Origin of the sequence: Pseudomonas sp. S11P7 (assembly GCF_023195435.1) — a bacterium.
GTDB lineage: Bacteria > Pseudomonadota > Gammaproteobacteria > Pseudomonadales > Pseudomonadaceae > Aquipseudomonas > Aquipseudomonas fluorescens_G.
Genome location: NZ_JALPKS020000002.1, coordinates 3,515,241 through 3,541,760, shown reverse-complemented (window position 1 = coordinate 3,541,760; position 26,520 = coordinate 3,515,241). Strand labels below are relative to the sequence as shown.

18 protein-coding genes and 1 pseudogene are annotated in these 26,520 nt (G+C 60.5%); 9 read left to right on the top strand and 10 right to left on the bottom strand.

Features of this window, described 5'->3' with window-relative positions; genetic code table 11:
* Window positions 1–8 precede the first annotated feature (8 nt).
* Window positions 9–392 (bottom strand): hypothetical protein, encoded by a 384-nt coding sequence (locus M0746_RS16170; protein ID WP_258449903.1) that lies wholly within the window; start codon window positions 390–392, stop codon window positions 9–11.
* A pseudogene (locus tag M0746_RS16165) lies at window positions 385–5,174 on the bottom strand (RHS repeat-associated core domain-containing protein). The gene M0746_RS16170 and the pseudogene M0746_RS16165 overlap by 8 nt, the downstream one beginning before the upstream one ends.
* A gap of 242 nt (window positions 5,175–5,416) precedes the next feature.
* Here M0746_RS16165 and M0746_RS16160 point away from each other — a divergent pair.
* On the top strand, window positions 5,417–6,112 hold the full coding sequence (locus M0746_RS16160) for an HAD-IA family hydrolase (RefSeq protein WP_258449902.1): 696 nt from the start codon (window positions 5,417–5,419) through the stop codon (window positions 6,110–6,112).
* A gap of 87 nt (window positions 6,113–6,199) precedes the next feature.
* Here M0746_RS16160 and M0746_RS16155 read toward each other — a convergent pair whose 3' ends face one another.
* Window positions 6,200–6,946 carry a 3-oxoacyl-ACP reductase family protein gene (locus M0746_RS16155; protein WP_258449901.1) on the bottom strand — a complete coding sequence of 249 codons (747 nt, stop codon included), beginning with the start codon at window positions 6,944–6,946 and terminating at the stop codon, window positions 6,200–6,202.
* Window positions 6,947–7,072: 126 nt separating this feature from the next.
* Between M0746_RS16155 and M0746_RS16150 the strand changes: the two genes are divergently transcribed.
* The gene (locus tag M0746_RS16150; RefSeq protein WP_258449900.1) at window positions 7,073–7,996 is read left to right on the top strand and encodes a LysR family transcriptional regulator; all 924 of its coding nucleotides are present in this window, start codon (window positions 7,073–7,075) and stop codon (window positions 7,994–7,996) included.
* Between the two features lie 105 nt (window positions 7,997–8,101).
* Here the strand turns inward: M0746_RS16150 and M0746_RS16145 are convergent, their stop codons facing one another.
* From M0746_RS16145 to M0746_RS16135, 3 genes are all read right to left on the bottom strand, one after another.
* Window positions 8,102–8,830 (bottom strand): aspartate/glutamate racemase family protein, encoded by a 729-nt coding sequence (locus tag M0746_RS16145; RefSeq protein ID WP_258449899.1) that lies wholly within the window; start codon window positions 8,828–8,830, stop codon window positions 8,102–8,104.
* Between the two features lie 55 nt (window positions 8,831–8,885).
* Window positions 8,886–10,424 carry an NCS1 family nucleobase:cation symporter-1 gene (locus M0746_RS16140; protein ID WP_258449898.1) on the bottom strand — a complete coding sequence of 513 codons (1,539 nt, stop codon included), beginning with the start codon at window positions 10,422–10,424 and terminating at the stop codon, window positions 8,886–8,888.
* A gap of 574 nt (window positions 10,425–10,998) precedes the next feature.
* Complete coding sequence (locus M0746_RS16135) at window positions 10,999–11,739, bottom strand: phosphoadenylyl-sulfate reductase (protein ID WP_093103105.1); 741 nt, start codon at window positions 11,737–11,739, stop codon at window positions 10,999–11,001.
* Between the two features lie 163 nt (window positions 11,740–11,902).
* On the opposite strand from M0746_RS16135, the gene thrH reads away from it, so the two are divergent.
* The gene (gene thrH / locus M0746_RS16130; RefSeq protein WP_258449897.1) at window positions 11,903–12,520 is read left to right on the top strand and encodes a bifunctional phosphoserine phosphatase/homoserine phosphotransferase ThrH; all 618 of its coding nucleotides are present in this window, start codon (window positions 11,903–11,905) and stop codon (window positions 12,518–12,520) included.
* A 197-nt stretch (window positions 12,521–12,717) separates the two neighbouring features.
* Here the strand turns inward: thrH and pabB are convergent, their stop codons facing one another.
* From pabB to rloA, 4 genes are all read right to left on the bottom strand, one after another.
* The gene (gene pabB / locus M0746_RS16125) at window positions 12,718–14,061 is read right to left on the bottom strand and encodes an aminodeoxychorismate synthase component I (protein WP_258449896.1); all 1,344 of its coding nucleotides are present in this window, start codon (window positions 14,059–14,061) and stop codon (window positions 12,718–12,720) included.
* Window positions 14,062–14,323: 262 nt separating this feature from the next.
* Window positions 14,324–15,310, bottom strand: a complete 987-nt coding sequence (locus M0746_RS16120; protein WP_056784132.1) for an alpha-L-glutamate ligase-like protein — start codon at window positions 15,308–15,310, stop codon at window positions 14,324–14,326.
* Window positions 15,310–16,845, bottom strand: a complete 1,536-nt coding sequence (gene rloB, locus M0746_RS16115; protein WP_258449895.1) for an osmotic stress tolerance membrane protein RloB — start codon at window positions 16,843–16,845, stop codon at window positions 15,310–15,312. Before rloB ends, M0746_RS16120 begins: the two co-directional genes overlap by 1 nt.
* Before the next feature lie 5 nt (window positions 16,846–16,850).
* Complete coding sequence (gene rloA / locus M0746_RS16110; protein ID WP_258451494.1) at window positions 16,851–17,387, bottom strand: retropepsin-like aspartic peptidase RloA; 537 nt, start codon at window positions 17,385–17,387, stop codon at window positions 16,851–16,853.
* Between the two features lie 402 nt (window positions 17,388–17,789).
* Here rloA and M0746_RS16105 point away from each other — a divergent pair, with 402 nt between their 5' ends.
* From M0746_RS16105 to prpD, 6 genes are all read left to right on the top strand, one after another.
* Complete coding sequence (locus M0746_RS16105; protein WP_172833342.1) at window positions 17,790–18,512, top strand: GntR family transcriptional regulator; 723 nt, start codon at window positions 17,790–17,792, stop codon at window positions 18,510–18,512.
* Window positions 18,509–19,402 carry a methylisocitrate lyase gene (gene prpB, locus M0746_RS16100; RefSeq protein WP_203421366.1) on the top strand — a complete coding sequence of 298 codons (894 nt, stop codon included), beginning with the start codon at window positions 18,509–18,511 and terminating at the stop codon, window positions 19,400–19,402. The genes M0746_RS16105 and prpB overlap by 4 nt, the downstream gene beginning before the upstream one ends.
* 67 nt (window positions 19,403–19,469) lie before the next feature.
* Window positions 19,470–20,597, top strand: a complete 1,128-nt coding sequence (prpC, locus tag M0746_RS16095) for a bifunctional 2-methylcitrate synthase/citrate synthase (protein ID WP_093103085.1) — start codon at window positions 19,470–19,472, stop codon at window positions 20,595–20,597.
* Between the two features lie 205 nt (window positions 20,598–20,802).
* The gene (acnD, locus tag M0746_RS16090) at window positions 20,803–23,397 is read left to right on the top strand and encodes a Fe/S-dependent 2-methylisocitrate dehydratase AcnD (RefSeq protein WP_258449894.1); all 2,595 of its coding nucleotides are present in this window, start codon (window positions 20,803–20,805) and stop codon (window positions 23,395–23,397) included.
* Between the two features lie 54 nt (window positions 23,398–23,451).
* Window positions 23,452–24,642: a 2-methylaconitate cis-trans isomerase PrpF gene (gene prpF / locus M0746_RS16085; RefSeq protein ID WP_258449893.1), complete on the top strand. Its 1,191-nt coding sequence runs from the start codon at window positions 23,452–23,454 to the stop codon at window positions 24,640–24,642.
* Window positions 24,643–24,930: 288 nt separating this feature from the next.
* Window positions 24,931–26,415, top strand: coding sequence for a 2-methylcitrate dehydratase (prpD, locus tag M0746_RS16080; protein ID WP_258449892.1), 1,485 nt, complete (start codon window positions 24,931–24,933; stop codon window positions 26,413–26,415).
* Window positions 26,416–26,520: the final 105 nt, after the last annotated feature.

Genomic DNA, 26,520 nt, shown 5'->3' with positions numbered 1-26,520 from the left:
GAAAAAAATTAGCTAGTTAAAAAAGAAACATCAATCCGCTCTGCGTTGATTTTCACGAAATGGCCGTTCAGATGAGGGTATTCGAAGTGGATACCTTGATCAGGGAACTCGACGACAGACTTGAATGTGTCTCCGTCCAAATATCCATATATTTCACACGAAAAACTATTTTCAAGCATTTCGACGTATAAGTTTTCATTTTGTATTTTTGAAATGCGCAATTCATTCGGTAACACCATGTCAAATTCGACTTCATACGTCTCGCCCGCCTCAATTGCAGATGGGCAGTGGCTTACGAAACATCTTAGAATCGTTCCGTTCACCTCGAGTACGACGAGTTCTTCGATGATTGGGTCGATCTCAATGATCTGAACTGGGTACTTATTAATCATCAGCCTGCCTCACTGTTTTATCTTTTACGTTGCCGTTCACCGTCCGCCAGAAGTCTTTTCCGCTTTTAGCATGTAGGGTTGTGATTTCGTTTTCTTGATTTGTGCCTACAAAAGCAAATTTTGCCTCTCCCTTGCGATTGTTTCCCATGAGCTTCAGATAACCTGAGCGAATTTCACCCTTATATGCGTACTCAACGCGTGTGCCTGAATCTATCACTTCCCTAGCGATGGTTAAGTATTCTTCTTTGCTAATGGCATTGAACTCTGAACCATGTTTTTGAAAATGCCCATTGAGCTTTTCTTCGCTACCGAAATTCCGAGGCGAAGACCTAGGTACTGGGGTCTTCGGCTCACCTTCATCAACCTTAGCCCCACCAGTCCCACCCGGCACCTCACAACCCGGCTTCCCCGGCGGCGGGCAGTTGGAACTCAACCCCAACGGATCCACCCACCCCGTCGGATTCGGCACGTACTGGTACTGATTCAACCCACCGGCCAGCTTCACCGGGTCCGGCGTCAGATACCGCCCCAGCCGCGGGTCGTAATACCGGTGCCGGTTGTAATGCAATCCGCTTTCGTCATCGAAATACTGCCCCTGAAAACGCAGCGGCTGGTTCAGGTAATCGTCGCCGGCGAGGGTCAGCGCGGCGGTTTTGCCGTAGGCGTCGTATTGCGCGGACCAGACGATGTCGCCGCCGTAATCGGTGAGTTCTTGCGGCGTGCCGAGGTGGTCGAGTTGGTAGTAGAACGGGCAGGCTTTTTTCGGGCCTTTGCCATCGAGCAACGCGAGTGGGCGGAAGGTGCCGGGTTCGTAGACGTAGCTGCGGTATTCGTTTTCGCTGCTTTCGGCGACGACTTGGTCGCCTTGCCAGAAGAACTCGGTGGTCTGGCCGTCGACGGTTTTGCGGATGCGCCGGCCGAAGGCGTCGTATTGGTAAGTGGCGGTCTGGCCGTCGGGGCGGGTCAGGCTGATCAGGCGGTGCTGGCTGTCGTAGCGGTATTCGGTGACGAGTGTTTGCGCTTTGCCGCGGCGTTCGCGGATCAGGTTGCCGAAGGCGTCGTAGTCGTAATGGCGGTCGCCCTGCATCAGCAGGCGGTTGCCCTGAATCCGGCACGGGCCGGGGCGGTCCTGCATCAGCAGGTTGCCGGCCGGGTCGTGGGCGAAGGATTCCGGCAGTTCGTCGCGTGAGTGGCGGACGCGGATCAACCGGTCGAGGGCGTCGTAGCCGTAGGTGCGTTGGCCGTGGCGGCTGTCGGCGATGTGGGCGAGATTGCCGTTGGCGCTGTAGGCATAATCGCGGCGGTAGAGCGAATCGCGCTGATGGCCTACGGCGTGGGCGAGCAATCTTCCCTGTTCGTCGTAGGCATATTCGCTGAGCAGCAGGCCTTGCTGGCGCTGCACTTCGCGGCCGAACTGGTAGACGTGGCGGGTCAGTGGTGTGCCGTTGAGGTCGATCGCGGTCAGCGCGCCGCCCTTGGCGTAGTGATAGTCGAGTTTGCTGTTGTCCGGCAGGCGCAGGCGTTTGAGCTGACCGCAGGCGTCGTAGGCGTAACGCAAGGTGCCCCAGCCCTGATGCTCGGTGATCAGCCGATCCTGGCGGTCATATTCGAAGGCCAGCGGGTGGTTGTGGCCGTCATCGACGGCGATCAGACGGCCGAGGCGGTCGTAGGCATATTCAACCTTCACACCATCGGGAAGGGTCTTGACCAACAAGCGTCCGGCCGCATCGCGCTCATAAGCAGTCAGCAAACATGAGCCATCATCACCAAACTCGGTCTTCTCCAGCAGATGCCCGTTCAGGTCATAGGCATACGCCGTGCGCCGTCCGTCAAAACCCGTCTCCTGTCGGATCAATCCGCTTGGCGTGTAGTCCAGCCGGTACTTTTCCCCGGACTCGTTTTCGATCTCGGTGAGCAGCAGCTGCGCATGGTCATAGCGGTACTGCACCTGCGTGCCGTCGGGATTGATCCGCCGCGAGACCAGATGCAAGTCATCGTCATACTCGTAACGGGTGATGCGCCCGAGCTCGTCGCGTTCGGCAGTGACCTGGCCGTAAGCGCCGTAGCTGTAGGCGCGAGTGCTGCCGGTAGGAAAAGTCGTCTGGATCAGTCGGCCAACGGCATCCCACTGCTGGCGGGTAACGGCGCCGTGTTCGTCAGCACTTGTAGTTCGCCGCCCCAATGCATCGTAGGAAAAACGCCGCACGCCGCCGTCGGGCAGGGTTTCTTCGGTCAATTGGCCGAGCGGATTCCACACCAGCTTATGGCGGCTGCTGTCCGGGTAGCGGATCGACAGCAGCTGGCCGCGCACGTTGTAGTAGTAATGGGTGACCTGGCCGTCAGGGTCGACCGCTTCGGTGACATCGCCCTCGGCGTTGCGCCGGTAGGTCCACACCGCATCGCCTCGGCAACGCTTGTAGAGGAAACCGTTGCGGTACTCGTATGACGTTGGCGCGTCGTCCGGCGGAATCAGCGCGATCAGCCGTCCGACTTCGTCGTAGCGGTATTCGGTGACGGCGCCCAGCGGGTCCTGCTCGGCGATCAAGCGGCCGGCCGCATCATAGGCCTTGAGGTGTTCGCCGCCATCCGCCTCGACCTTGCGCACCAGCCGCGCGCGGTCGTCGTGGACGTAGGTTTCTTCGGTGCCGTCGACGTACTGCACCGCGACACTGCCGTCGTCCGCCCAGACGTAACGGGTGTTCATCTGCGAGAACGAGGCCCAGTGCCGGACGCAGCGCGCCGCTTTTCCCGTGCGCTCCCATTCCCAGAAGAAACTGGCGCCGCCGGCCAGTTGCCGCTGCAAAATCACATGAGCGTCGTCGTAGTCGTAACGCTCGCTGTCGCCGACCGCGTTGGTCGCTTCGATCAGATTTTGATAGGCGTCGAAGCGGTAGCTGACCAGCGTTTGCTCCGTGTGCCAGGCGCCCTCACGAAACACCTGATAATCCACGCCAACCAGCTGTGCGCGGTCATAGCGCAACAGCAGCGAGCGACCGGCGCCGTTATCCAGCCGATGCACCCGATCAGCCCGATCACGCTGCACCGAAAGCCGATTGCCATACGCATCACTGACCGCCACCAACCGCCCGGCGCGAAAGTGATAAAACCGCGCCGCTTCCCCGGCCAGCGCCAGAACCAGCTCTTCCGGCTCATCCCCAGAAAAATCGCTGCACGCGACAAACTGTTGTGAATCGCCGGCCGGGTCCCACTCGGCAAGGGAAACCGCGTACGCCGGTTTTCATGGTCGACCCAGACAACAAAGTCACCCTCAAACTCCAGCCGATGCGCCAGCGAATGGCTCCAGCCAAACCCCAGGCCAATGTCGATCTCGACCGCGCTTGATCGATACAAACGACTGAACTCGAACGGCAGCACACCATCAAGCACCGCATCGGTCAGCGTCAGTAGCTCTTCGCCGGTGACCATCGACACCGGACAACCATTGGTGCAGGTGTGCGGCACGCAATCGGCGCTGTCGCCGTTGGGGTTTTTCGCTTGGTCGGGGGAGTCGTCGTAAGGCTCATGGCGCTCCATCCGCGTCGAGCCGCCAGATTTGGCCCGCGCCAGCGGCGCCGGATTCGGCACCGTCAGCACCACCGAATCGGCCTGACGAATGTTCAGCGGGATGGAAGGCGCCGGTTTCAACGCCACGTCACGCGCATGCAACACCAGCGGTTTCAACACGCTCGCATGCTTGTTCAGTTCCGGCGTCGTCGACGTCAACTCCGCCAGGCGCAGCGCCGAGCCCGCCAGCCATTGCCGCGCCCGTGGCGACTTGATCTTGTCCAGCACCTTGCTGCTCGAACGCAGCGACACACCGGCACCGCCGGCCACGCGCATCAGCAGAAAACTGACCAGCAGTTCGACCCGCACCTCGGCCACTACTTCGGCGAGGTACTGCGGCGGCAGCATCTTCAACCAACTGGTAAACGCGGCCAGATGAATGAACAGCAGCGGCTCGTCGCTGAGCATCAACAGCGCGTTGGCGATGGCCTCGTTTGAAGCCGCGAGCAACGCCTCCAGTTCGAGGTCGCTCAGGTATTCGAGGAGTTTTTCGCTGTTGAGCTGCAAATCAGCGAGGAGGGCGAAGACCTGTTTGACGTCGTCCCAAACACCGTTCAAAGCGTTCTCGAAACCGCGCCAGTCGGCCCGTTGCAACTGCCCGTAACGCTCAAGAAACCCTGCGCTGGAAAACTCCGTCCACTGCGGTTGAAACCCGGCCCATTCGCCGCGCAACCAGCCTTCCAGTTCCGCAATAACCCCTTCATAAGAGGCATACAGCGCCCGCACCTGCGCAGTGGAAACATCGGGAAAGAAGGTGATGCGATAACGCTGGCCCCGTTCGCAGTCGGTGACTTGCAGAATGCCGCTGGGGCCGATGGTGTAACGCAGCGGTTCGCCGAAGGACGGGACGCCGTCGACTTCGCCGAGCAGCGGTTCAAGCATCACCGGTGTATTGCCGATCGGCACAAAACGCGCGGCTTCGAACAGGTGCACCAGCGTCAGCGACCCGCCGGCCGGGCACATGACCACCGATGAACTGAGCGGCTGGCGCGAGGTGATCGGTGCACTGAGGCGCACGTCGTTGCCGACGGTAAACACCTGCTCGATATCGAGCGCGGTGCCGGTCCAGAACTGCTCGGCCCAAGCGTCGTAGTTGTTCAGGCACAGGCGGAATTCGCCGATGAGGGCTTCGAAATCCGGTTGCTCGGGATTCAGCGCGGCCACCACCAGCAAACCGATGCTGTTGTTCAGGGCCAGGAGCCGATCAGGTTCAAACATTCGCAGTCGCTCGCGCACATCAAAAAGGTGCGGGGACTTTGCGGGGGATCAAACGAGAAAGAAGTCGGGTAAGTAGGCAGTGTCTGTAGGATGTTTCGCTAATTTTTCGCGAGTGTTTCAGCGCCCCGCGGACATTGGCCGTTGCTCAAAGTCTGTCGGGCTCGCTATGCTGCTGAACCCTTTAATCCGATCCGAGCAGCGGCCATTTTGCCGCCTGGGATGTCATTGATAACGGATCCGAGATGAATGCACCGCTGAAGGCGTTAGGCCCGATCAAGGCCGTGATTTTCGATATGGACGGTTTGCTGCTGGACACGGAGGGCATCTACACCGAAGTCACTTCGCTGATTGTCGGGCGCTACGGGCGCACCTTTGACTGGAGCATCAAACAGAACATCATTGGCCGTGGCGCCAATGATCTGGCGAACTACGTGGTGCAGGCGCTGGACCTGCCGATCACTGCCGAAGAGTTTCTGCAGATCCGCGAGCCACTGATGCGCGAGCGTTTCCCCAAAGCGCAAGCGATGCCGGGCGCAGAGGAATTGGTCCGCCATCTCAAGGCGCACGATATTCCGATCGCCGTGGGCACCAGTTCTTCGCGACAGTCGTTCGGCCAGAAAACCACGCTGCACCGTGATTGGTTCGCGCTGTTCGATTTCATCGTCACCGCCGACGATCCGGAAGTCGGCGCGGCGAAACCGGCGCCGGATATTTTCCTCACCGCCGCCCGACGTCTGGGCGTCGCGCCGCAGGATTGTCTGGTATTCGAGGATTCGCCGTTCGGCGTAACCGCCGCGAAAGCCGCCGGGATGACCGCCATCGCTATCCCCGATGCCGCGATGCCCGATGAAAAGTACGCACACGCCGACGGCATTCTTCGTACCTTGAAAGGCTTTACGCCAAGCGCCTTCGGTTTGCCGATGCTGGAATGGGCCTGAACCGGAATGGGCCTGAACCTGAAATAAAAAACGCCGCCGCTCTATAAAAGGAGCGGCGGCGTTTTACTTTCAGGCAACTCAGTAAGATCAGGCGCCGAAACCACCGTCGATGGTCAGGCTGGCACCGGTGATGTAACCGGCTTCCGGTCCTGCGAGATAAGCGACGAAACCGGCGATTTCCGCAGCGGTGCCGTAACGACCGACGGCCATCAGCGGGATCAGGCTTTCGGCGAAGTCACCGTGCGCCGGGTTCATGTCGGTGTCGACCGGGCCGGGCTGCACATTGTTGATGGTGATGCCGCGCGGGCCGAGGTCGCGGGCCAGACCTTTGGTCAGGCCGACCAGCGCCGATTTGCTCATGGCATACACACCGCCACCGCCGAAGGGCATGCGGTCGGCGTTGGTGCTGCCAATGTTGATGATCCGCGCGCCTTCGCCCATGTGCTTCGCTGCTTCCTGCGAGGCGATGAACACGCTGCGCACGTTGATGGCCAGTGTCCGGTCGAAATCTTCCAGGCTGAAGTCTTCCAGTGGCGCAATGGCCAGCACGCCGGCGTTGTTGACCAGAATATCGAGGCGACCAAAGGCTTCGACGGTGGCGCTGACGGCGTCGCGGATGGCTTCGGCGTCGGCGCTGTCAGCCTTGATCGCCAGGGCTTTGCCGCCGTTGGCAGTAATGCTGTTTTGCAGTTCTTCGGCCTTGGCGGCGGAGCTGACGTAAGTGAAGGCAACAGCAGCGCCTTCAGCGGCCAGGCGGTTGACGATGGCAGCGCCGATGCCGCGCGAACCGCCTTGAATCAGAGCGACTTTGCCGCTGAGGTGTTGAGTGGTCATTGTTCGATCTCCAAATGTTCAAGGCGGGATGCCTTGGTGTTGGTGCCGAGTATCGGCGTGGTATCGACAACCGTGTAGACCCTGATTGCTATAGTCTGTGTAAACCAGAAGTTTATAGTGGTGATCATGGAAACGTTCAGCAGTATCGAATGCTTCGTGCGCAGTGCCGAGGTTGGCAGCTTCGCCGAAGCCGCGCGCCGCTTGAGTCTGACTCCGGCGGCGGTTGGCAAAAGTGTGGCGAAACTCGAAGCGCGGCTCGGCGTGCGGCTGTTCCAGCGTAGTACACGCAGCCTGACGCTGACCGAGGCCGGGCAATTGTTTTTGAGCGAAGTCAGCGCCAGCCTGACCACGATCCAGAACGCCGTAGCCAACCTGGCCAGCGCCGGAGGCCAGCCCGCCGGCACGTTGAAAGTCAGCATGGGCACGGTGTTCGGGCGCCTGTATATCGTGCCGTTGCTTGGTGAGTTCTTACGGCGCTTTCCGGCGATCAACCCGGACTGGCATTTCGATAATCGACAGGTCGATCTGATAGGTCAGGGGTTCGATGCGGCAATTGGCGGTGGTTTCGAACTGCCTCAAGGCGTGGTCGCACGCAAACTGACCCCGGCTCATCGGGTGCTGGTCGCGTCGCAGGACTATCTATCGGCGCACCCGGCGATCACTCAGCCGGACGACCTCAAACAGCACGACGGTATCCTGATTCGCTCGCCGCAAACCGGGCGCGTGCGTTCCTGGCAACTGACCCACCGCGACCGACAACACAGCCCGTTGACCCTGCAGGCGCGGATGACCATGAGCGATTCCGAAGCGGCGTGTGCGACGGCGATGCAAGGGTTGGGCATTGCGCTGGTGAGCATGCCGTTTGCGGTCGGGTATCTGCAGGCGGGGACGTTACAGCGGGTGCTGCCGGACTGGTTTGTCGACGATGGCAATATTTCGATTTACTACGCCGAGCATAAATTGTTGCCGGGCAAGACCCGGGCATTTGTCGACTTTGTGATTGAACAGTTTGCGGAGCGGGGGTTGGCGCGGCAGTTCAGTGCCATTTGAGCAGGGCTTGAGACCGAGTTGCCCCTTTCGCGAGCAGGCTCGCTCCCACGGGGGAGCGCATCCAAATGTAGGAGTGAGCCTGCTCGCGATGAACGATAACGTGGGCTATCGAGCAAACCGCCCCGGCCAGCCCACAATGTTCTTCGGCCGCGGCGTTGCATACGTGCGTACTTTCGAAGTCGACAAACGCAAGCGCACCAGCGATTCGGCAATCGTCACCGCCGCTGTCACGCCATCGACCACCGGCACACCGGTCCGCCGACGAATCTGCTCATCGAGCCCGGCCATGCCGCCGCAACCCAGGCAGATCACCTCGGCCTTATCCTGGGTCACCGCCAATTCAGCTTGATGCACAATCGCTTCCAGCGCACGTTGCGGCTCGTGTTCCAGCTCGAGCACGGCCAGACCACTGGCCCGTACCGACGCGCAACGATCCCACAGACCGGACAGTTTCAGCCGATCCTCAATCAGCGGAACGGTGCGATCGAGCGTGGTTACCACCGAATAGGCGTGGCCGAGAAACATCGCCGTACTCGCCGCCGCATCGGTGATGTCCACCACTGGCACGTTGAGCAGTTCCTGCAGACCTTCGCGGCCGTGTTCGCCGTAGCCAGCCTGAATCACCGCGTCGAACGGCTGGTCGTAAGACATCACCCGGTCCATCACGGCGATGGCGGCGAGATAGCTTTCGAAGTTGCCTTCGATTGAGTCTGCGCCGAAGTACGGGGTCAGGCCGACGATTTCGGTGCCGGGTGACGCGACCGCCTGCGCCGAACGGGCGATGGCTTCGGTGATGGATTCGGTGGTGTTGACGTTGACCACGAGAATGCGCATGGGGAAATCCTTATTGCGGGCAGTAGTGCGGCCCGAAAACCGGGCCGCGAAGGGCTTAATGGCAGACGTTATCGACCGCGATGGACTCGCCGCTGACGTCGGCGTAGTGCGGCTGACGTTTGGCGATGATCAGATAAAGCATCCCGGCGATCCCGGCGCCGATCAGCCAGGAAAACGGTGAGACGCTGTGGAAACCCGGCACCAGCGCCAAGACGATGGCGATCAGCGCTGCGGGAATGAACGCCGCCACGGCGCGGAAATTGACGCCACGGCTGTAGTAATAAGCGCCATCGGCTGCTTCGCTGTAGAGCTGAGGCACGTTGATCCGGCCTTTGCGGATCAGCCAGTAGTCGACCATGATCACCCCGTACAACGGGCCGAGCAGGGCGCCGAGACCGGAGAGGAAATACACGATCACCAGCGGGCTGTTGTAAAGATTCCACGGCAGGATCAGCACCGCGATGGTCGCGCTGATCAATCCGGCGCGGCGGAAGGTCAGGTACTTCGGCGCCAGGTTGCTCAGCACGAAGGCCGGCGCGACGAAGTTGGCCATGATGTTCACCGCCACGGTGACGATCAGAAACGCCAGGCAGCCGAGTACCAGAAAGAACGTGTTGGGAATCGAGGCGATGATTTCGGTCGGGCTTTCGATGATTCGCCCGTTGATCTGAAATTGCGCGCCGCAGAGCAGGACAGTAATCGCAGCGAATACCAGAATGTTTACCGGCAAGCCCCAGAAATTTCCCACCTTGATGGTCTTGCGGCACGGTGAGGAGCGGGCGAAATCGCAGAAATTCAGAATCAAAGTGCCGTAGATCGCCAGCCACAATGCGCCACCGGCAAAAATGTTGCGCCACATCTCGGCACCGGTCAGCGGTTCGCGGATCGACCAGGCGATGGTCGCGTTGGCCTGGAAGTACATCCATGCGGCGAGGGCGGCGACGGTCAGCAGAATCACCGGACCGGCAAAGGCCTCGTATCGACGCACCATCTCCATGCCATAGGCAAGAATCGCCAGTTGCACCAGCCAGATCGCCACGAAACACACCCAGCCCAGACTCGACAGGCCGAGGATCGAGTTGTGGTCGTATTCGGCGAAGCCGGGATGCACCGCTGTGAGCAACACCCGGAATACCACTGACGCCAGATACGTCTGAATGCCGAACCATGCAATCGCGATCACGGCACGAATCAGCGCAGGAATCTGCGCCCCATGAATGCCGAAACTGATCCGGCTGATCACCGGAAACGGCACCCCGGTTTTCTGTCCCATGTAACCGGACAGGTTCATGAAGAAGTACACCAGCGCCGCGCCGATCCCCAGCGACAGCAGAATCTGCCAGCCACCCAGGCCCAACGCGTACAGACCGATGGCGAACGAGTAGTTGGCGATGTTGTGCACGTCATTCGTCCACAGCGCGAAGATGCTGTATTTGCCCCAGCGCCGTCCTTCGACCTTGGTCGGCGCCAGGTCGCTGTTGTGCAGACGTGGGCTCAGTTGCAGCGGCTCGCTCAGTCCGCCGTCGGGCAACGGCTGATCAAGCGCGGAGGAGGGCAGATTCAGCGCGATGTTATTGGAGAGACTTGTACGCATTCCGGCAGGCTCCTGATGTTCAGGCCGCGATGACTGTGCATGAGCCGGCGGGCTCGACATATCTTCGTCGCGACAGTGACAACATCACTGGTTACGGGGCATCTGCAGCCTGTACGGGATAGGGCGCTTCAGGCTTGCGGATCGAAAGTGATTTCATGTTCTGCAGTTTTGTATACAAAAAATGTATGCACCTAAGCGAGATCTATGCCAGTTGCGGGTCTATACGCAGCGTTGCTAATTTCGAAACGTTATCGACAGTCGATAAGTGGCTGAAAACCGGGCGGTAAAAACTGACCGATTGCACAGTTAATTATTTTCGGCGGAGGATTTTGTTCGAGGGCGCGAAGGAGGGGATTTGAGCGGGGATGTAACTTTTCAGGGCGTGAAAAGAAAAGTGCACACATAAATGGCACCGATGGTGACAGTCGTGTGTACACATTTTTCGATTCGCAGGAGATTCAATGTAGGAGTGAGCCTGCTCGCGATAGCGGTGTGTCTGTCCTGAACATCATGGCAGACACACCGCTATCGCGAGCAGGCTCACTCCTACAAGGGAAATCAGTGTCGCTGAAGCCTATGCTTTGGACTTGCTGATGATATTCCCTGCATGCAACCCGCATTCTTTCTGCGTCGCTTCTTCCCACCACCAACGGCCTTCGCGCTCGTGCTGGTTGGGCAGGACCGGGCGGGTGCAGGGTTCGCAGCCGATGCTGATAAAGCCGCGTTCATGCAGGCTGTTGTAAGGCAGCTCCAGCATGCGGATGTAGCCCCAGATTTCTTCGCTGGTCATTTGCGCCAGCGGGTTGAACTTGTACAAGGTGCGCTCCGGGGTGGAGAACGCGGTATCGATTTCCAGCACCGCCACGGCACTGCGCGTGCCTGGGCTCTGGTCGCGGCGCTGGCCGGTGGCCCAGGCTTTGACGCCGGCGAGTTTGCGCCGCAGCGGCTCGATCTTGCGGATGCCGCAGCATTCGCCGTGGCCGTCGCGGTAGAAACTGAACAGGCCTTTTTCCTTCACGAACGGCTCAAGTTTCGCATGGTCCGGCGAGACGATTTCGATGTCGATCTTGTAGTGCTCGCGCACCTGCTCGATGAAACGGTAGGTTTCCGGGTGCAGACGCCCGGTATCGAGGCTGAACACTTTGACGTTCTTGTTGAGCTTCCAGGCCATGTCCACCAGCACCACATCCTCGGCGCCGCTGAAAGATATCCACAGCTCATCACCGAACTCGGCGAAGGCGAGTTTGAGGATGTCTTGTGCGGATTTGTTGGCATAGGTCGTGGCGAGTTCCACGACGTCGAACGTTGGGCTCATCAGGGCGGCTTCCTACAGGTCGGTGGCGCTGGGCGCTCTATATGGCGCCGATGGTAACAAAAACCAACAGGGCTCGGGGCGTGCTGTGCGTTGCGCGTCGGCAGTCGAGTCGCTAGAGTTCGGCCTCGCTCGACTCGATAATCACTACAAACGGGAGTGTCTTGTGGAAATTGCTTGCCTGGATCTTGAAGGGGTACTGGTACCGGAAATCTGGATCGCTTTCGCGGAAAAAACCGGCATCGACTCGCTCAAGGCCACCACCCGGGACATTCCCGACTACGACGTGCTGATGAAGCAACGTCTGCGCATTCTCGATGAGCACGGCTTGAAACTGTCGGACATCCAGGAAGTGATCGCCACGCTCAAGCCGCTGGACGGCGCGGTGGAGTTCGTCGACTGGCTGCGCGAACGCTTTCAGGTGGTGATCCTGTCGGACACGTTTTATGAGTTCTCTCAGCCGTTGATGCGCCAGCTGGGTTTCCCGACGCTGCTTTGCCATCGTCTGATTACTGACGAAACCGGGCGCGTGACCAGCTATCAGTTGCGTCAGAAAGATCCCAAGCGCCAGTCGGTGCTGGCATTCAAGAGCCTGTATTATCGGGTGATTGCGGCGGGGGATTCGTATAACGACACGAGCATGCTGGGTGAAGCGGATGCCGGGATTCTGTTTCATGCACCGGACAATGTGATCCGCGAGTTTCCGCAGTTTCCGGCGGTGCATACATTTGCCGACCTTAAGCAGGAATTCCTGAAAGCCTCTAATAGAGAGTTGAGTTTGTAGTCGTCTGAAAGGGCGTCTTCGCGAGCAGGCTCGCTCCTACACGGTGATCGTTCCCATGCTCTGCGTGGGGATGCCTCAATGGACGCTCCGCGTTCGGCTTTGGATAGGGACGCGGAGCGTCCCGGGCTGCATTCCTTTGCTGCGCGTGGGAACGATCGATGTAGGAGGCTGCTTCGGGCGGCGTTCCGACGATGCTTTTAGAGGTTTTGCAGGGTATCGAGCAGGATGCGGACCTTGGTGATCGACTCCTGATACTCCGCCTGCCAGTCCGAATCGGCGACGATCCCGCCGCCGCCCCAGCAGCACACCTGCCCATCCTTGACCAACAGACTGCGAATGGCGATGGAGCTGTCCATCTCGCCGCGCACGTCCAGATACAGCAACGACCCGCAATACAGGCCGCGCCGCGTCGGCTCCAGTTCGTCGATGATCTGCATCGCACGAATCTTCGGGGCACCAGTAATCGAGCCGCCGGGGAAGCTGCCGGCGATCAGATCCAATGCGTCGCGCTCCTCTGCCAGTTCCCCGGTCACGCTGCTGACCAGATGATGCACATTCGGATAGCTTTCCAGGCTGAACAACTCCGGCACTCGCACCGAGCCGATGCGACAGGTGCGGCCGAGATCGTTGCGCAGCAGGTCGACGATCATCAGGTTTTCCGCGCGATCCTTGGGGCTGGCCAGCAGTTCCGCGGCGTTGGCGGCGTCTTCGGCTGGCGTCAGGCCGCGTGGGCGGGTGCCTTTGATCGGGCGGGTTTCGACCTGGCGCTGGCTGACTTTGACGAAACGCTCCGGCGACAGGCTCAGCACCGCGCCGCCGTCGGCCAGACTCTGGAAACCGGAAAAGGGTGTCGGGCAGGCTTCACGCAACTTGCAGTAAGCCAGCCATGGATCGCCCTGGCACGACGCGCGAAAGCGCTGGGCGAAGTTGACCTGATAGCAGTCGCCGGCCTGGATGTACTGCTGAATACGCTCGAACGCCTGACGGTAATCGTCGGCTGAGAGGTCGGCTTTCATTGGCTGGTTGAGTTTGAACGGGATCAACGCATCAACCGCCGGCTGCGTGAACAGAGCGATCAGTCGCTGCTGTTCACTGTCGGCAAGGGACGGGTGAAAGACCAATTGGCTGGTTTGGGTCTGGTGATCGCTGATCAGCGCCCAGTCGTACAATCCGAAACGCGCGTCCGGCAGTTGCAGATCATCCTGGGCCTGACTCGGCAGGTTTTCCAGATGCCGGCCGAAGTCGTAGCTCAGGTAACCGATCAGGCCACCGGCGAATGGCAGCTCGCAGCCCGTTGGCAAATCAGCCTCGCCCAAGCGGTCGAGGTTATCGCGCAGGCGCTGCAGAAAATGCGCACCGCTTTCATCCGGCAATACCGCCAATTGTTCCAGCGGCCATGCGCTGAGCAGGTCGAAGCGACCCCGTTCGGCACTCGGCCGACCACTGTCGAGCAGCACGGCGCCGGGCGCGTTGCGGATGGCCGCGAAGTAGTCGGCGGGATTGGCGCGATAGGGCAGCGGGTGTACGGAGCAGGTCAACATGGGCGGGGCAGATCGGCCGTGGAGGCGGGGTGGGGATTGTAGTCTTCTGCGCTGCCAGATCAAAGTCAAAAGCCACCCCCTCACCCCAGCCCTCTCCCCTAAGGGGGCGAGGGGGAAAGGGAGCCGATCTCCATGGCTTTCAAGGCCTGAGTTCGACTGGGCTTCACAAGTCAGCGTATCTCTCGCATTCACCACGGTCAGTCCCCTCTCCCTCTGGGAGAGGGCTAGGGTGAGGGGCTTTTGCTCCTGGCTTTTAGGCTTGTCAGCCCTCGACCGCCGGAATATGCCCAAACATCTCCTGGGTAAACGCCACCCGCTCTTCAACCGACTCCGTCACGCCGCGTGCCTTCAGCTCTTCCAGTCGCGCTTCCACCGCATGGGTACGCAAGGTCAGTCCGCAGTCATTGGCGATCTGGATATTCAGTCCCGGCCGCGCATTCAGCTCGAGAATCAGCGGGCCTTTCTCCTGATCGAGCACCATGTCCACGCCGATATAACCCAGCCCGCACAACTCATAGCAGCCGGCGGCGAGTTTCATGAAACCGTCCCAGTAGGGCAGTTGCACGCCGTCCACCGCGTTGGTGGTGTCGGGGTGTTTGGTGATGATGTTGTTCAGCCAGGTGCCGCGCAGGGTCAGGCCGGTCGCCAGGTCGACACCGACGCCGATCGCGCCTTGGTGCAGGTTGGCCTTGCCGCCGGACTGGCGGGTCGGCAGGCGCAGCATGGCCATCACCGGGTAACCCATCAGCACGATGATGCGGATGTCCGGCACGCCTTCATAGCTGATGCTTTTGAAAATCTGGTCCGGCGTGACGCGGTATTCGATCAGCGCGCGGTCACGGTGGCCGCCCAGCGAATACAGGCCGGTGAGGATGCTCGAAATGTGGTGCTCGAGCTCTTCGTGGGCGAGGATCTTGCCCGACACGGTGCGATACCGACCCTCGAAGCGGTCGGCGATGACAATGATGCCGTCGCCACCCGCGCCCTGGGCCGGTTTGATCACGAAGTCGCTGCGCCCGCCGATGATCTCGTCGAGCTTGTCGATTTCCTTCTCGGTGGAGATCACCCCGTACAGTTCCGGCACATGGATGCCGGCGGCGATGGCGCGCTCCTTGGTGAGGATCTTGTCATCGACGATCGGGTAGAGGCTGCGCTTGTTGTACTTGAGCACGTAATCGGCATTACGCCGATTGATGCCCATGATGCCGCGCGCCTCCAGCGCCTTCCAGGTCTTCCAGAAACCGAACATCAGGCGTCAGCCTTCTTCAGGAAAGCCTTGAAACGCACCAGTTCGGTCAGGCGGTAGCCGCGATAGCGACCCATCGCCAGCATGAAGCCGACCAGAATCAGCAGGATCGCCGGGAAGGTAAACACGAAGTACACCAGCTCCGGCACCGTCATGATCAGGTGCGCCAGCGAGGCGGCGAACAGCGTGCCGATCGCCACTTTCAGCGCATGGTTGGCGCCGCGTTCTTCCCAGGTGATCGACAGCCGTTCAATGGTCATGGTCAAAATCACCATCGGGAACAGCGCCACCGACAGACCGCGTTCCAGACCCAGTTTATGGCTGAACAGACTGATCGCCGCGATCAGCACCACGACAAACGTCAGCACCACCGACAGGCGCGGCAGCATTTGCAGTTTCAGGTGTTCCAGATACGAACGCAGCGACAGCCCCAGCGCGGTAATCACCGTGAACAGCAAGATACCGAAGCCCAGTTGCGTTTCGCGGAAGGCGAGGGCTATCAGCACCGGCGTAAACGTGCCGAGGGTCTGCAGGCCGATCAGGTTGCGCAGGATCAGAATCACCAGCACGCCGATCGGGATCATCACCATGATCATGAACGTCTGCTGGGTCTGCAGCGGCAAGCCGTACAGCGAGTATTCGAGGAAGTTGGCGTCGGTGTTTTCGTCGGTCAGCTTGGCCAGACGAATCGCGTTCATTTCGCTGTTGTTGAGGCTGAAGGTCACGTTGGCTTTCTTGCCGCCGTCGACGGTGATCAGGTTTTCGTCGCCGGTCCACCACAGCAGGCGGTCGGTCGGCAGGCCTTGCTCGCCGGTTTCCGGGTTGAAGTACAGCCAGTCGTTGCCGTTGAAACTGCGCAGCCACAATTCAGGCATTTGCGGCTGGTCGGCGACGAGGCGGATGGTGTGGACTTTTTCCACCGGCACATGGGCGATGGACAGCAGCAGTTCGACGATTTTGGCTTTGTGCGCGGTCGACGGATCGCCGGCCAGCAGCAGTTTCACGTTGTCGTCATTGAGATTGTTGACGCGTTTGATCGCCTCGCCAATAAAGGTTTCGACGTCGGCGGAGTGCTGGCGGATCGGCGCGAGCAGGGCTTCGGCAGCGATTTTTTCCGGGCCTTCGATGACCATGCTGTCGCGGAAGGTCGGGCCTTTGACCTTGGATTTTTCCGCGGTGAAGCGTTTGGTCAGGACCAGACGGTAATACAGGGTCTGATTGCCCTTGGCGCGGCGGGCCGACCAGGTCACCTTGCGGTTGCCGTCGACGCGGTTCACCGCGACCCCGTAATTATTGGAGATGAAGCTCTCGTTGAGGCTCACATAGTCGCGGCTCAGCGGCGGCACGAACATCTGGATCTTCACCGGATCCTTGGTGCTGGCGACGAACTCGACCTTGGCGTCGATGTTCCACAAGTCGTCGGTGGCGTCTTCGGTCACCGGGATGCCGAGCACGAAAATCTGATAGGCCGTAACCGAAACGCCCAGCAGCACCAGCACGGCGATCAGGATTTTCAGGTGGAAGGTTAGAGAACGCATGGAAATTACTCGGCGGTATGAGCGGCGATGGTGCAGGCAGGTTTGCCGGCAGCGTATTTAAGACTGGGGTCGACCAGCGCGTCGAAGCGTTTCAGCGCCTCGGAGCCGATCAAAAGCGGATATTGGAACGCACTTCGGTCGGTCAGGTTCACTTCGATGCTGCGCAGCGCCGAACCCATGCAGATATCCAGCTCGATCACCGGACGGGCGGTGTACTTCTTGCCTTCTTCCGGGTCGTAGTCGCCGGCGCGGCGCTTGATCTTGCTGACCCGTGCCAGCGGCCGTTCGATCGGGTGCGAGTGCGCGGCGTCGATCGCCAGGTAGAAACGTACCCAGGACTCGCCGTTGCGTTTGAAGCGTTTGATGTCGCGGGCGCTCAGCGAGGCGGTTTTCGCGCCGGTGTCGAGTTTGGCCGCGACTTCGAGATTGATGCCGTCAAGCGAAGCATATTCGTTGAGACCGTACACGGTTTTTTCCCCCGCGGCGGCGAGGCCGGGCAGGCAAAAAAGGGCAAAAAAGGCGGGATAAGGCTTGAGTCTCATAAATCCTGGTGCGCAGCGTTCCGTGGTCGGTTCAGGCCTTTGGCAATGGTTGCCCAAGACCTTTCGTGTGCCTGGCAGCTTTTTATGACAAGCCGTACAAATGGCCAGCAAATGCGGGCGGCATTCTAGCACGGTGGTTTTATGGCGCCAGCGCCACAGCCGGTCTATAACCCCTGACGGATTCCCCTTGTGGGAGCGAGCCTGCTCGCGAATGCGCTGGGTCATTCGAAACATCTTTGATTGACACACCGCATTCGCGAGCAGGCTCGCTCCCACAGGTTTCAATGCGCTCCATGGGTTTGGTTATTAGACGATTGTCGACAATCCATATTTATCCTTTGACGTATGGCGCTCGATTGGCTAATTTTTGCCGCATTGGATTTGAAGGTGTCGACAATCATGCTGGATCAACTCGATCCCCCGGTCATCAGCGGCGACGATTCGGAAACGCTCTCGGAGAATGTCTTCCGGCGGATTCAGGCAGCCATCGTCAAAGGCGAGATCGCCCCGGGCAGCAAGATCTCCGAGCCGGAGCTGGCGCGCACCTACGGCATCAGTCGCGGGCCGTTGCGCGAGGCTATTCACCGCCTGGAAGGCCAGCGCCTGCTGGTGCGGGTGCCGCATGTCGGTGCGCGGGTGGTCTCGCTCAGCCACGCCGAACTGCTCGAACTCTATGAAATCCGCGAATCCCTTGAAGGCATGGCCTGCCGGCTGGCCGCCGAGCGCATGAGCGTCGAAGAAATCGACGAACTGCGTCGGGTGCTGGAAACCCACGAGCGCGACGCGGCGTTCCAGGCCGGCGTCGGTTATTACCAGCAGGAAGGCGATTTCGATTTCCACTACCGGATCATTCAGGGCAGCGGCAACCGCACATTGACGCAAATGCTCTGTGGCGAGCTGTACCAACTGGTGCGCATGTACCGCATCCAGTTTTCCACCACGCCGAACCGCCCGCGCCAGGCCTTTGCCGAACACCACCGGATTCTCGATGCCATCGCCGACCGTGACGGTGAGCTCGCCGAATTGTTGATGCGCCGTCACATTGGCGCCTCGAAACGCAACATCGCCCGTCATTACCAGGACGGCGCCCATAACCAGACAGCCACTGAACGAGGTGAGTCATGAGTTCCAACCCGAACACTCCCGGCCAGCGTTTCCGCGATGCGGTCGCCAGCGAGCACCCTTTGCAAGTGGTCGGCGCGATCAACGCCAATCACGCGCTGCTGGCCAAGCGCGCCGGTTTCAAGGCGATCTACCTGTCCGGTGGCGGGGTGGCCGCAGGTTCGCTCGGCGTGCCGGATCTGGGCATCACCGGTCTGGATGACGTGCTCACCGATGTGCGGCGCATTACCGACGTCTGCGATCTGCCGTTGCTGGTGGATGTGGACACCGGTTTCGGTTCCTCGGCGTTCAACGTCGCGCGTACCGTCAAGTCGATGAGCAAGTTCGGCGCGGCGGCGATTCACATCGAGGATCAGGTCGGCGCCAAGCGCTGCGGCCATCGTCCCAATAAAGAAATCGTCAGCCAGCAGGAAATGGTCGACCGCATCAAAGCCGCGGTCGATGCGCGCACCGACGACAGCTTCGTGATCATGGCGCGCACCGATGCGCTGGCGGTGGAAGGGCTGGAATCGGCACTTGATCGTGCCGCCGCGTGCATCGAGGCCGGTGCCGACATGATTTTCCCGGAAGCCATCACCGAACTGGACATGTACAAGCTGTTCGCCAGCCGCGTGAAAGCGCCGATTTTGGCCAACATCACCGAATTCGGCGCGACGCCGCTGTACACCACCGAGCAACTGGCCGGCGCCGACGTGTCGCTGGTGCTCTATCCGCTGTCGGCGTTCCGCGCGATGAACAAGGCGGCGGAAAACGTCTACACCGCTATCCGTCGCGACGGCACGCAACAGAATGTCATCGACACCATGCAGACTCGCATGGAGCTTTACGATCGCATCGACTATCACACCTTCGAGCAGAAGCTTGATGCGCTGTTTGCACAGAAGAAAGGCTGATCAAAAACCCTGTGGGAGCCTGCTCCCACCTGTTTCCCCTACAAGTTCAAGAAAACTGGAGACAACAATGGCCGAAGCAAAAGTACTCAGTGGCGCCGGGCTCCGTGGCCAGGTGGCCGGGCAAACCGCGCTGTCCACCGTGGGCCAGGCCGGTGCCGGGCTGACCTATCGCGGCTATGACGTGCGCGAACTGGCCGCCGACGCGCAGTTCGAGGAAGTCGCCTACCTGCTGCTGTACGGCGAACTGCCGACCCAGGCGCAACTCGCCGATTACCAGCAAAAGCTCAGCAAACTGCGCGACCTGCCGCAAGCCTTGAAGGAAGTGCTCGAACGCATCCCGGCCGACGCCCACCCGATGGACGTGATGCGCACCGGTTGCTCGTTCCTCGGCAACATCGAGCCGGAGAAAGATTTCTCCGAGCAGCGCGACAAGACCGACCGCCTGCTCGCCGCGTTTCCGGCGATCATGTGCTACTGGTATCGCTTCAGCCACGACGGCAAACGCATCGATTGCGTCAGTGACGAGCCGACCATTGGCGGCCACTTCCTGCACTTGCTGCACGGCAAGAAGCCGAGCGAGTTGCACGTCAAAGTGATGAACGTGTCGCTGATCCTCTACGCCGAGCACGAATTCAACGCCTCGACCTTCACCGCCCGCGTTTGCGCTTCGACCCTGTCCGATCTGTATTCCTGCGTCACCGCGGCGATCGGTTCGCTGCGCGGCCCGTTGCACGGCGGCGCCAACGAAGCGGCGATGGAAATGATCGAGCGCTTCTCGTCGCCCGAAGAGGCGATCAAAGGCACCCTCGGCATGCTCGAGCGCAAGGACAAGATCATGGGCTTCGGCCACGCGATCTATAAGGACAGCGACCCGCGCAACGAGGTGATCAAGGGCTGGTCGAAAAAGCTTGCTGACGAAGTCGGCGACAAGGTGCTGTTCCCGGTTTCCGAAGCCATCGACAAGACTATGTGGGAGCAGAAGAAGCTGTTCCCGAATGCCGACTTCTACCATGCCTCGGCGTACCACTTCATGGGCATCCCGACCAAGCTGTTCACGCCGATCTTCGTCTGCTCGCGCCTGACCGGCTGGGCCGCGCACGTGTTCGAACAACGCGCCAACAACCGCATCATCCGTCCAAGCGCCGAGTACACCGGCGTCGAACAGCGCAAGTTCGTGCCAATCGAACGTCGCTGACCGGGGAGGGCCGAACACTGATCTTGAAGTCCACCTGAAACCCTGTGGGAGCTGGCTTGCCAGCGATGACTGAGTCACATGCACCATTGATGTCGACTAGCGCACCGCTATCGCTGGCAAGCCAGCTCCCACAGGGTGCAGTGTGGATTGCAAGATCGGTGTCTGGCCTTAGCCTTGAAACCACCGTGACCCGAGTCCTGACCCGATGAACACACAATTTCGTAAAACCCTGCCCGGCAGTCCTCTGGATTATTTCGACGCCCGAGCGGCAGTCGAGGCGATCCAGCCCGGGAGCTACGACACGCTGCCGTACACCTCGCGCGTCCTCGCGGAAAACCTCGTGCGGCGCTGCGACCCGGCCACGCTCACTGATTCCCTCAAGCAATTGATCGAGCGTAAGCGCGACCTGGATTTTCCGTGGTTCCCGGCGCGGGTGGTCTGCCACGACATTCTCGGCCAGACCGCACTGGTCGACCTCGCTGGCCTGCGCGACGCCATCGCCTTGCAGGGCGGCGACCCGGCACAGGTCAACCCGGTGGTGCCGACGCAGTTGATCGTCGACCACTCGCTGGCCGTCGAGGCCGGCGGTTTCGACGCTCAGGCGTTCGAGAAGAACCGCGCCATCGAAGACCGTCGCAACGAGGACCGTTTTCACTTCATCAACTGGACCAAAAAGGCTTTCAAGAACGTTGATGTGATCCCGCCGGGCAACGGCATCATGCACCAGATCAACCTGGAGAAAATGTCCCCGGTGATTCAGGTGCGTGACGGCGTGGCGTTCCCCGACACCTGCGTCGGCACCGACAGCCACACCCCGCACGTCGATGCGCTGGGTGTAATCGCCATCGGCGTCGGCGGTCTCGAAGCCGAAAGCGTGATGCTCGGTCGTGCGTCGTGGATGCGTCTGCCGGAAAGCGTCGGCGTCGAACTGACCGGCAAGCTGCAACCGGGCATCACCGCCACCGACATGGTCCTGGCGCTGACCGAATACCTGCGCAAACAGAAAGTCGTCGGCGCTTGGCTGGAGTTCTTCGGCGAAGGCGCCGCAGCGCTGACCCTCGGCGATCGCGCGACCATCTCCAACATGGCCCCGGAATATGGCGCCACTGCAGCGATGTTCTACATCGATCAGCAGACCATCGATTACCTGAAGCTCACCGGTCGCGAAGACCAGCAGGTACAACTGGTCGAGCAGTACGCCAAGCTGACTGGCCTGTGGGCCGACAGCCTGAAAGGCGCGCAATACGAGCGCGGCCTGAGCTTCGATCTGTCGTCGGTGGTGCGCAACATGGCCGGCCCGAGCAACCCGCATGCGCGCGTCGCGGTATCCGATCTGGCCGCCAAAGGCATTTCCGGGCAGTGGGATGAGGTGCCGGGGCAAATGCCCGACGGCGCAGTGATTATCGCCGCCATCACCAGTTGCACCAACACCAGCAACCCGCGCAACGTCATCGCCGCAGGTCTCTTGGCGCGCAATGCCAATAAACTCGGCCTGACCCGCAAACCGTGGGTAAAATCGTCGCTGGCGCCGGGCTCGAAAACCGTGGCGCTGTACCTCGACGAAGCCGGGCTGACCACTGAATTGGAACAGCTCGGTTTTGGTGTGGTGGCCTTCGCCTGCACCACCTGCAACGGCATGTCCGGCGCGCTCGATCCCGTGATTCAGCAAGAAATCATCGACCGTGATCTGTACGCCACCGCCGTGCTTTCCGGCAACCGCAACTTCGACGGGCGCATTCACCCGTATGCCAAGCAGGCATTCCTCGCTTCGCCGCCGCTGGTGGTCGCTTACGCCATCGCCGGAACCATCCGCTTCGATATCGAGAAAGATGTGCTGGGCGTGGTCGATGGCCGGGAAATTCGCCTGAAAGACATCTGGCCGAGCGATGAAGAAATCGACGCCGTGGTGAAGTCGTCGGTCAAGCCTGAGCAGTTCCGTCAGGTCTATATCCCGATGTTCGCCGTCCACGAAGACACCGGCCCGAAAGTCGCGCCGCTGTACGAATGGCGCGAGATGAGCACCTACATTCGCCGTCCGCCTTACTGGGAAGGCGCACTGGCCGGCGCACGACCACTGAAGGGCATGCGCCCGCTGGCGGTGCTGCCGGACAACATCACCACCGATCACCTGTCGCCCTCCAACGCGATCATGCTCGACAGTGCCGCTGGCGAATACCTGGCGAAAATGGGCCTGCCGGAAGAGGACTTCAACTCTTACGCCACCCACCGTGGCGACCACTTGACCGCGCAGCGCGCAACCTTTGCCAACCCGAAACTGTTCAACGAAATGGTCGTGGAAAACGGCCAGGTCAAGCAGGGTTCGCTGGCCCGTGTCGAGCCGGAAGGCAAAGTGATGCGCATGTGGGAAGCCATCGAAACCTACATGCAGCGCAAGCAGCCGCTGATCATCATCGCCGGCGCCGATTACGGTCAGGGCTCGTCCCGCGACTGGGCGGCGAAAGGCGTGCGCCTGGCCGGTGTCGAGGCGATTGCCGCCGAAGGCTTCGAGCGCATCCACCGCACCAATCTGGTGGGCATGGGCGTGCTGCCGCTGGAGTTCAAACCCGGCACCAACCGTCACACGCTGGCGATTGATGGCAGCGAGACCTACGACGTGATCGGCGAGCGCAAACCGCGCGCGGACCTGACGCTGGTGATCCATCGCAAGAACGGTGATCGGGTGGAAGTGCCGGTGACCTGCCGTCTGGATACCGCTGAAGAAGTGTCGATCTACGAGGCCGGCGGCGTGTTGCAGCGTTTTGCGCAGGACTTCCTCGAGGAGTCGGCGGTTGCCGTTTAAATCAACTGATGTGGGCATGGGATTTCAAGTCCCATGCTTTCGGTAAGGAGCAATATGGCTCACGCAGCACAAATCAAGATCCCCGCGACCTACATGCGCGGCGGCACCAGCAAAGGCGTGTTCTTCAGCCTCAAGGATCTGCCCGAAGCCGCGCAGGTTCCCGGCCCGGCCCGCGATGCTTTATTGCTGCGGGTGATCGGCAGCCCCGACCCGTACGACAAGCAGATCGACGGCATGGGTGGCGCCACGTCGAGCACCAGCAAAACCGTGATCCTGTCGAAGAGCACCCGCGCCGATCACGACGTCGACTACCTGTTCGGTCAGGTCTCGATCGACAAGCCGTTTGTGGACTGGAGTGGCAATTGCGGCAACCTCTCGGCGGCGGTCGGTTCGTTCGCCATCAGCAACGGTCTGGTCGACGCCAGCCGCATCCCGCAAAACGGTGTTGCGGTGGTGCGCGTGTGGCAGGCCAACATCGGCAAAACGATTATTGCTCACGTGCCGATCACCGATGGCGAAGTGCAGGAAACCGGTGATTTCGAACTCGATGGCGTGACCTTTCCCGCTGCTGAAGTGCAGGTGGAGTTCATGGACCCGGCGGCGGAAGAAGAGGGTGGTGGCGGTTCGATGTTCCCCACCGGCAACCTGGTCGACGAGCTGGAAGTGCCGGGTGTCGGCACGTTCAAGGCAACGCTGATCAACGCAGGCATTCCGACGATTTTCGTCAACGCCGCAGACATCGGCTACACCGGCACCGAGCTGCAAGGCGCGATCAACAGCGATCCGAAAGCGCTGCTGATGTTCGAGACGATTCGCGCGTACGGCGCACTGCGCATGGGCCTGATCGCGAATGTCGAGGAAGCGGCGAAACGGCAGCACACGCCGAAAGTCGCGTTTGTCGCCAAACCTGCGGATTACATCGCGTCCAGCGGCAAGGCCGTTAACGCTGGCGACGTCGATTTGCTGGTGCGCGCGCTGTCGATGGGCAAGCTGCACCACGCGATGATGGGCACCGCTGCGGTAGCGATCGGCACAGCGGCGGCGATTCCCGGCACGCTGGTCAATCTCGCTGCTGGCGGAGTCGAGCGCAACGCCGTGCGCTTTGGCCATCCGTCCGGCACGTTGCGCGTCGGTGCCGAGGCCAGTCTGGAAAGCGGCGAGTGGGTGGTGAAGAAAGCCATCATGAGTCGCAGTGCGCGGGTTCTGATGGAAGGCTACGTGCGCGTGCCCGGCGATTCTTTCTGACCCGGCACTTTTTACCCTCACCCCAGCCCTCTCCCAAAGGGAGAGGGGGCCGACCAAGGTGTCTTGGGTCATACATCGACCTGAGAGATCGAGTCGATTATGGATTCAGCGACGTGCTTTCAGGTCGGTGAACCTCAACAGCATCCCCCGATCGGTCCCCTCTCCCTCGGGAGAGGGCTAGGGTGAGGGGCTACCCTCTGACACAACAATAACCAGACACCACCCGACCATAACCCGCCAGGCCTTTGAGGAAGACCCACCACTCACATTCAGAACAGGAGAACAGCCATGAGCGCCAACGTCGACCTGAACAACCGCCCCGACTACGACGATGTCCTGCAGACGATCGCCGACTACGTCCTGACCTTCGAAACACCCTCCGCCGAAGCCCTCGACACCGCCCGCAACTGCCTGATGGACACGTTGGGCTGCGGCCTGCTGGCGCTGCGGTTTCCCGAATGCACCAAACACCTCGGCCCGATCGTCGAGGGTACGGTTGTGCCTTTTGGTGCCCGAGTCCCCGGCACCAGCTATCGTCTTGATCCGGTCAAAGCCGCGTGGGACATCGGCTGCATCGTTCGCTGGCTGGATTACAACGACACCTGGCTCGCTGCCGAGTGGGGTCATCCGTCGGACAACCTCGGCGCCATCCTCGCCGTTGCTGATCACCTGTCGCAAAAACGTATCGCCAATGGCGAGCCGCCGCTGACCATTCGCGATGTGCTGGAAGCAATGATCATGGCCCACGAGATTCAGGGCGTGATCGCTTTGGAAAATGCCTTCAATCGCGTCGGCCTCGACCACGTGATGCTGGTGAAAGTCGCTTCAACCGCTGTCAGCGCCAGACTCATGGGGGCTAATCGCGACCAGTTGCTGTCGGCGCTGTCGCATGCCTTTGCCGACGGGCAGGCGCTGCGCACGTATCGCCATGCGCCCAACGCCGGTTCGCGCAAATCCTGGGCGGCGGGGGATGCGGCGAGTCGTGGTGTGCGTCTGGCCGATATCGCCATGCGTGGCGAAATGGGCATACCCGGTGTTTTGAGTGCGAAACAGTGGGGCTTTTACGACGTGTCGTTCAGCCACACCAACAACGATCTGGCGCTGAAACCCGAGGGCAAACGCGCTTTCAGTTTTTCCCGACCGTTCGGCAGTTACGTCATGGAAAACGTGCTGTTCAAGATCAGCTTCCCCGCCGAGTTTCATGCGCAAACGGCCTGCGAAGCGGCGGTGACCCTGCACCCGCAGGTGCGCAATCGTCTGCATGAAATCGACCGGATCGTCATCACCACCCATGAATCGGCGATTCGCATCATTTCAAAGGTCGGGCCGCTGGCCAATGCTGCCGACCGCGATCATTGCCTGCAGTACATGACCGCCGTGCCGCTGGCGTTCGGCACTCTGGTGGCCGAACAGTACGAAGACGATTTCCACAAGGCGCACCCGATCATCGACGTGCTGCGCGAAAAAATGGTCATCGTTGAAGATCCGCGATTCAGCCGTGAATACCTCGAGCCCGACAAGCGTTCGATTGCCAATGCGGTGCAGGTGTTTTTCAAGGACGGCAGCAGCACCGACAACGTGCTGGTGGAATACCCGCTCGGCCATCGCCGCCGTCGGGCTGAGGGGATTCCGTTGTTGGAGGACAAGTTCAAGGCCAACCTGGCGACACGTTATGTCGGGCAGCGTTGCGCGCAGATTGTTGCCTTGTGCAAGGATCAATCGCGGCTGGAAGGCACACCGGTGAATCGGTTCATTGATCTGTTGGTGATCTGACAGACCGCGTCATCGTTCTTCGCGGGCAAGCCCGCTCCCACAGGGTTTTGTGATGAACGCAAAAATCGTGAACGCCTTCAGAACCTGTGGGAGCGGGCTTGCCCG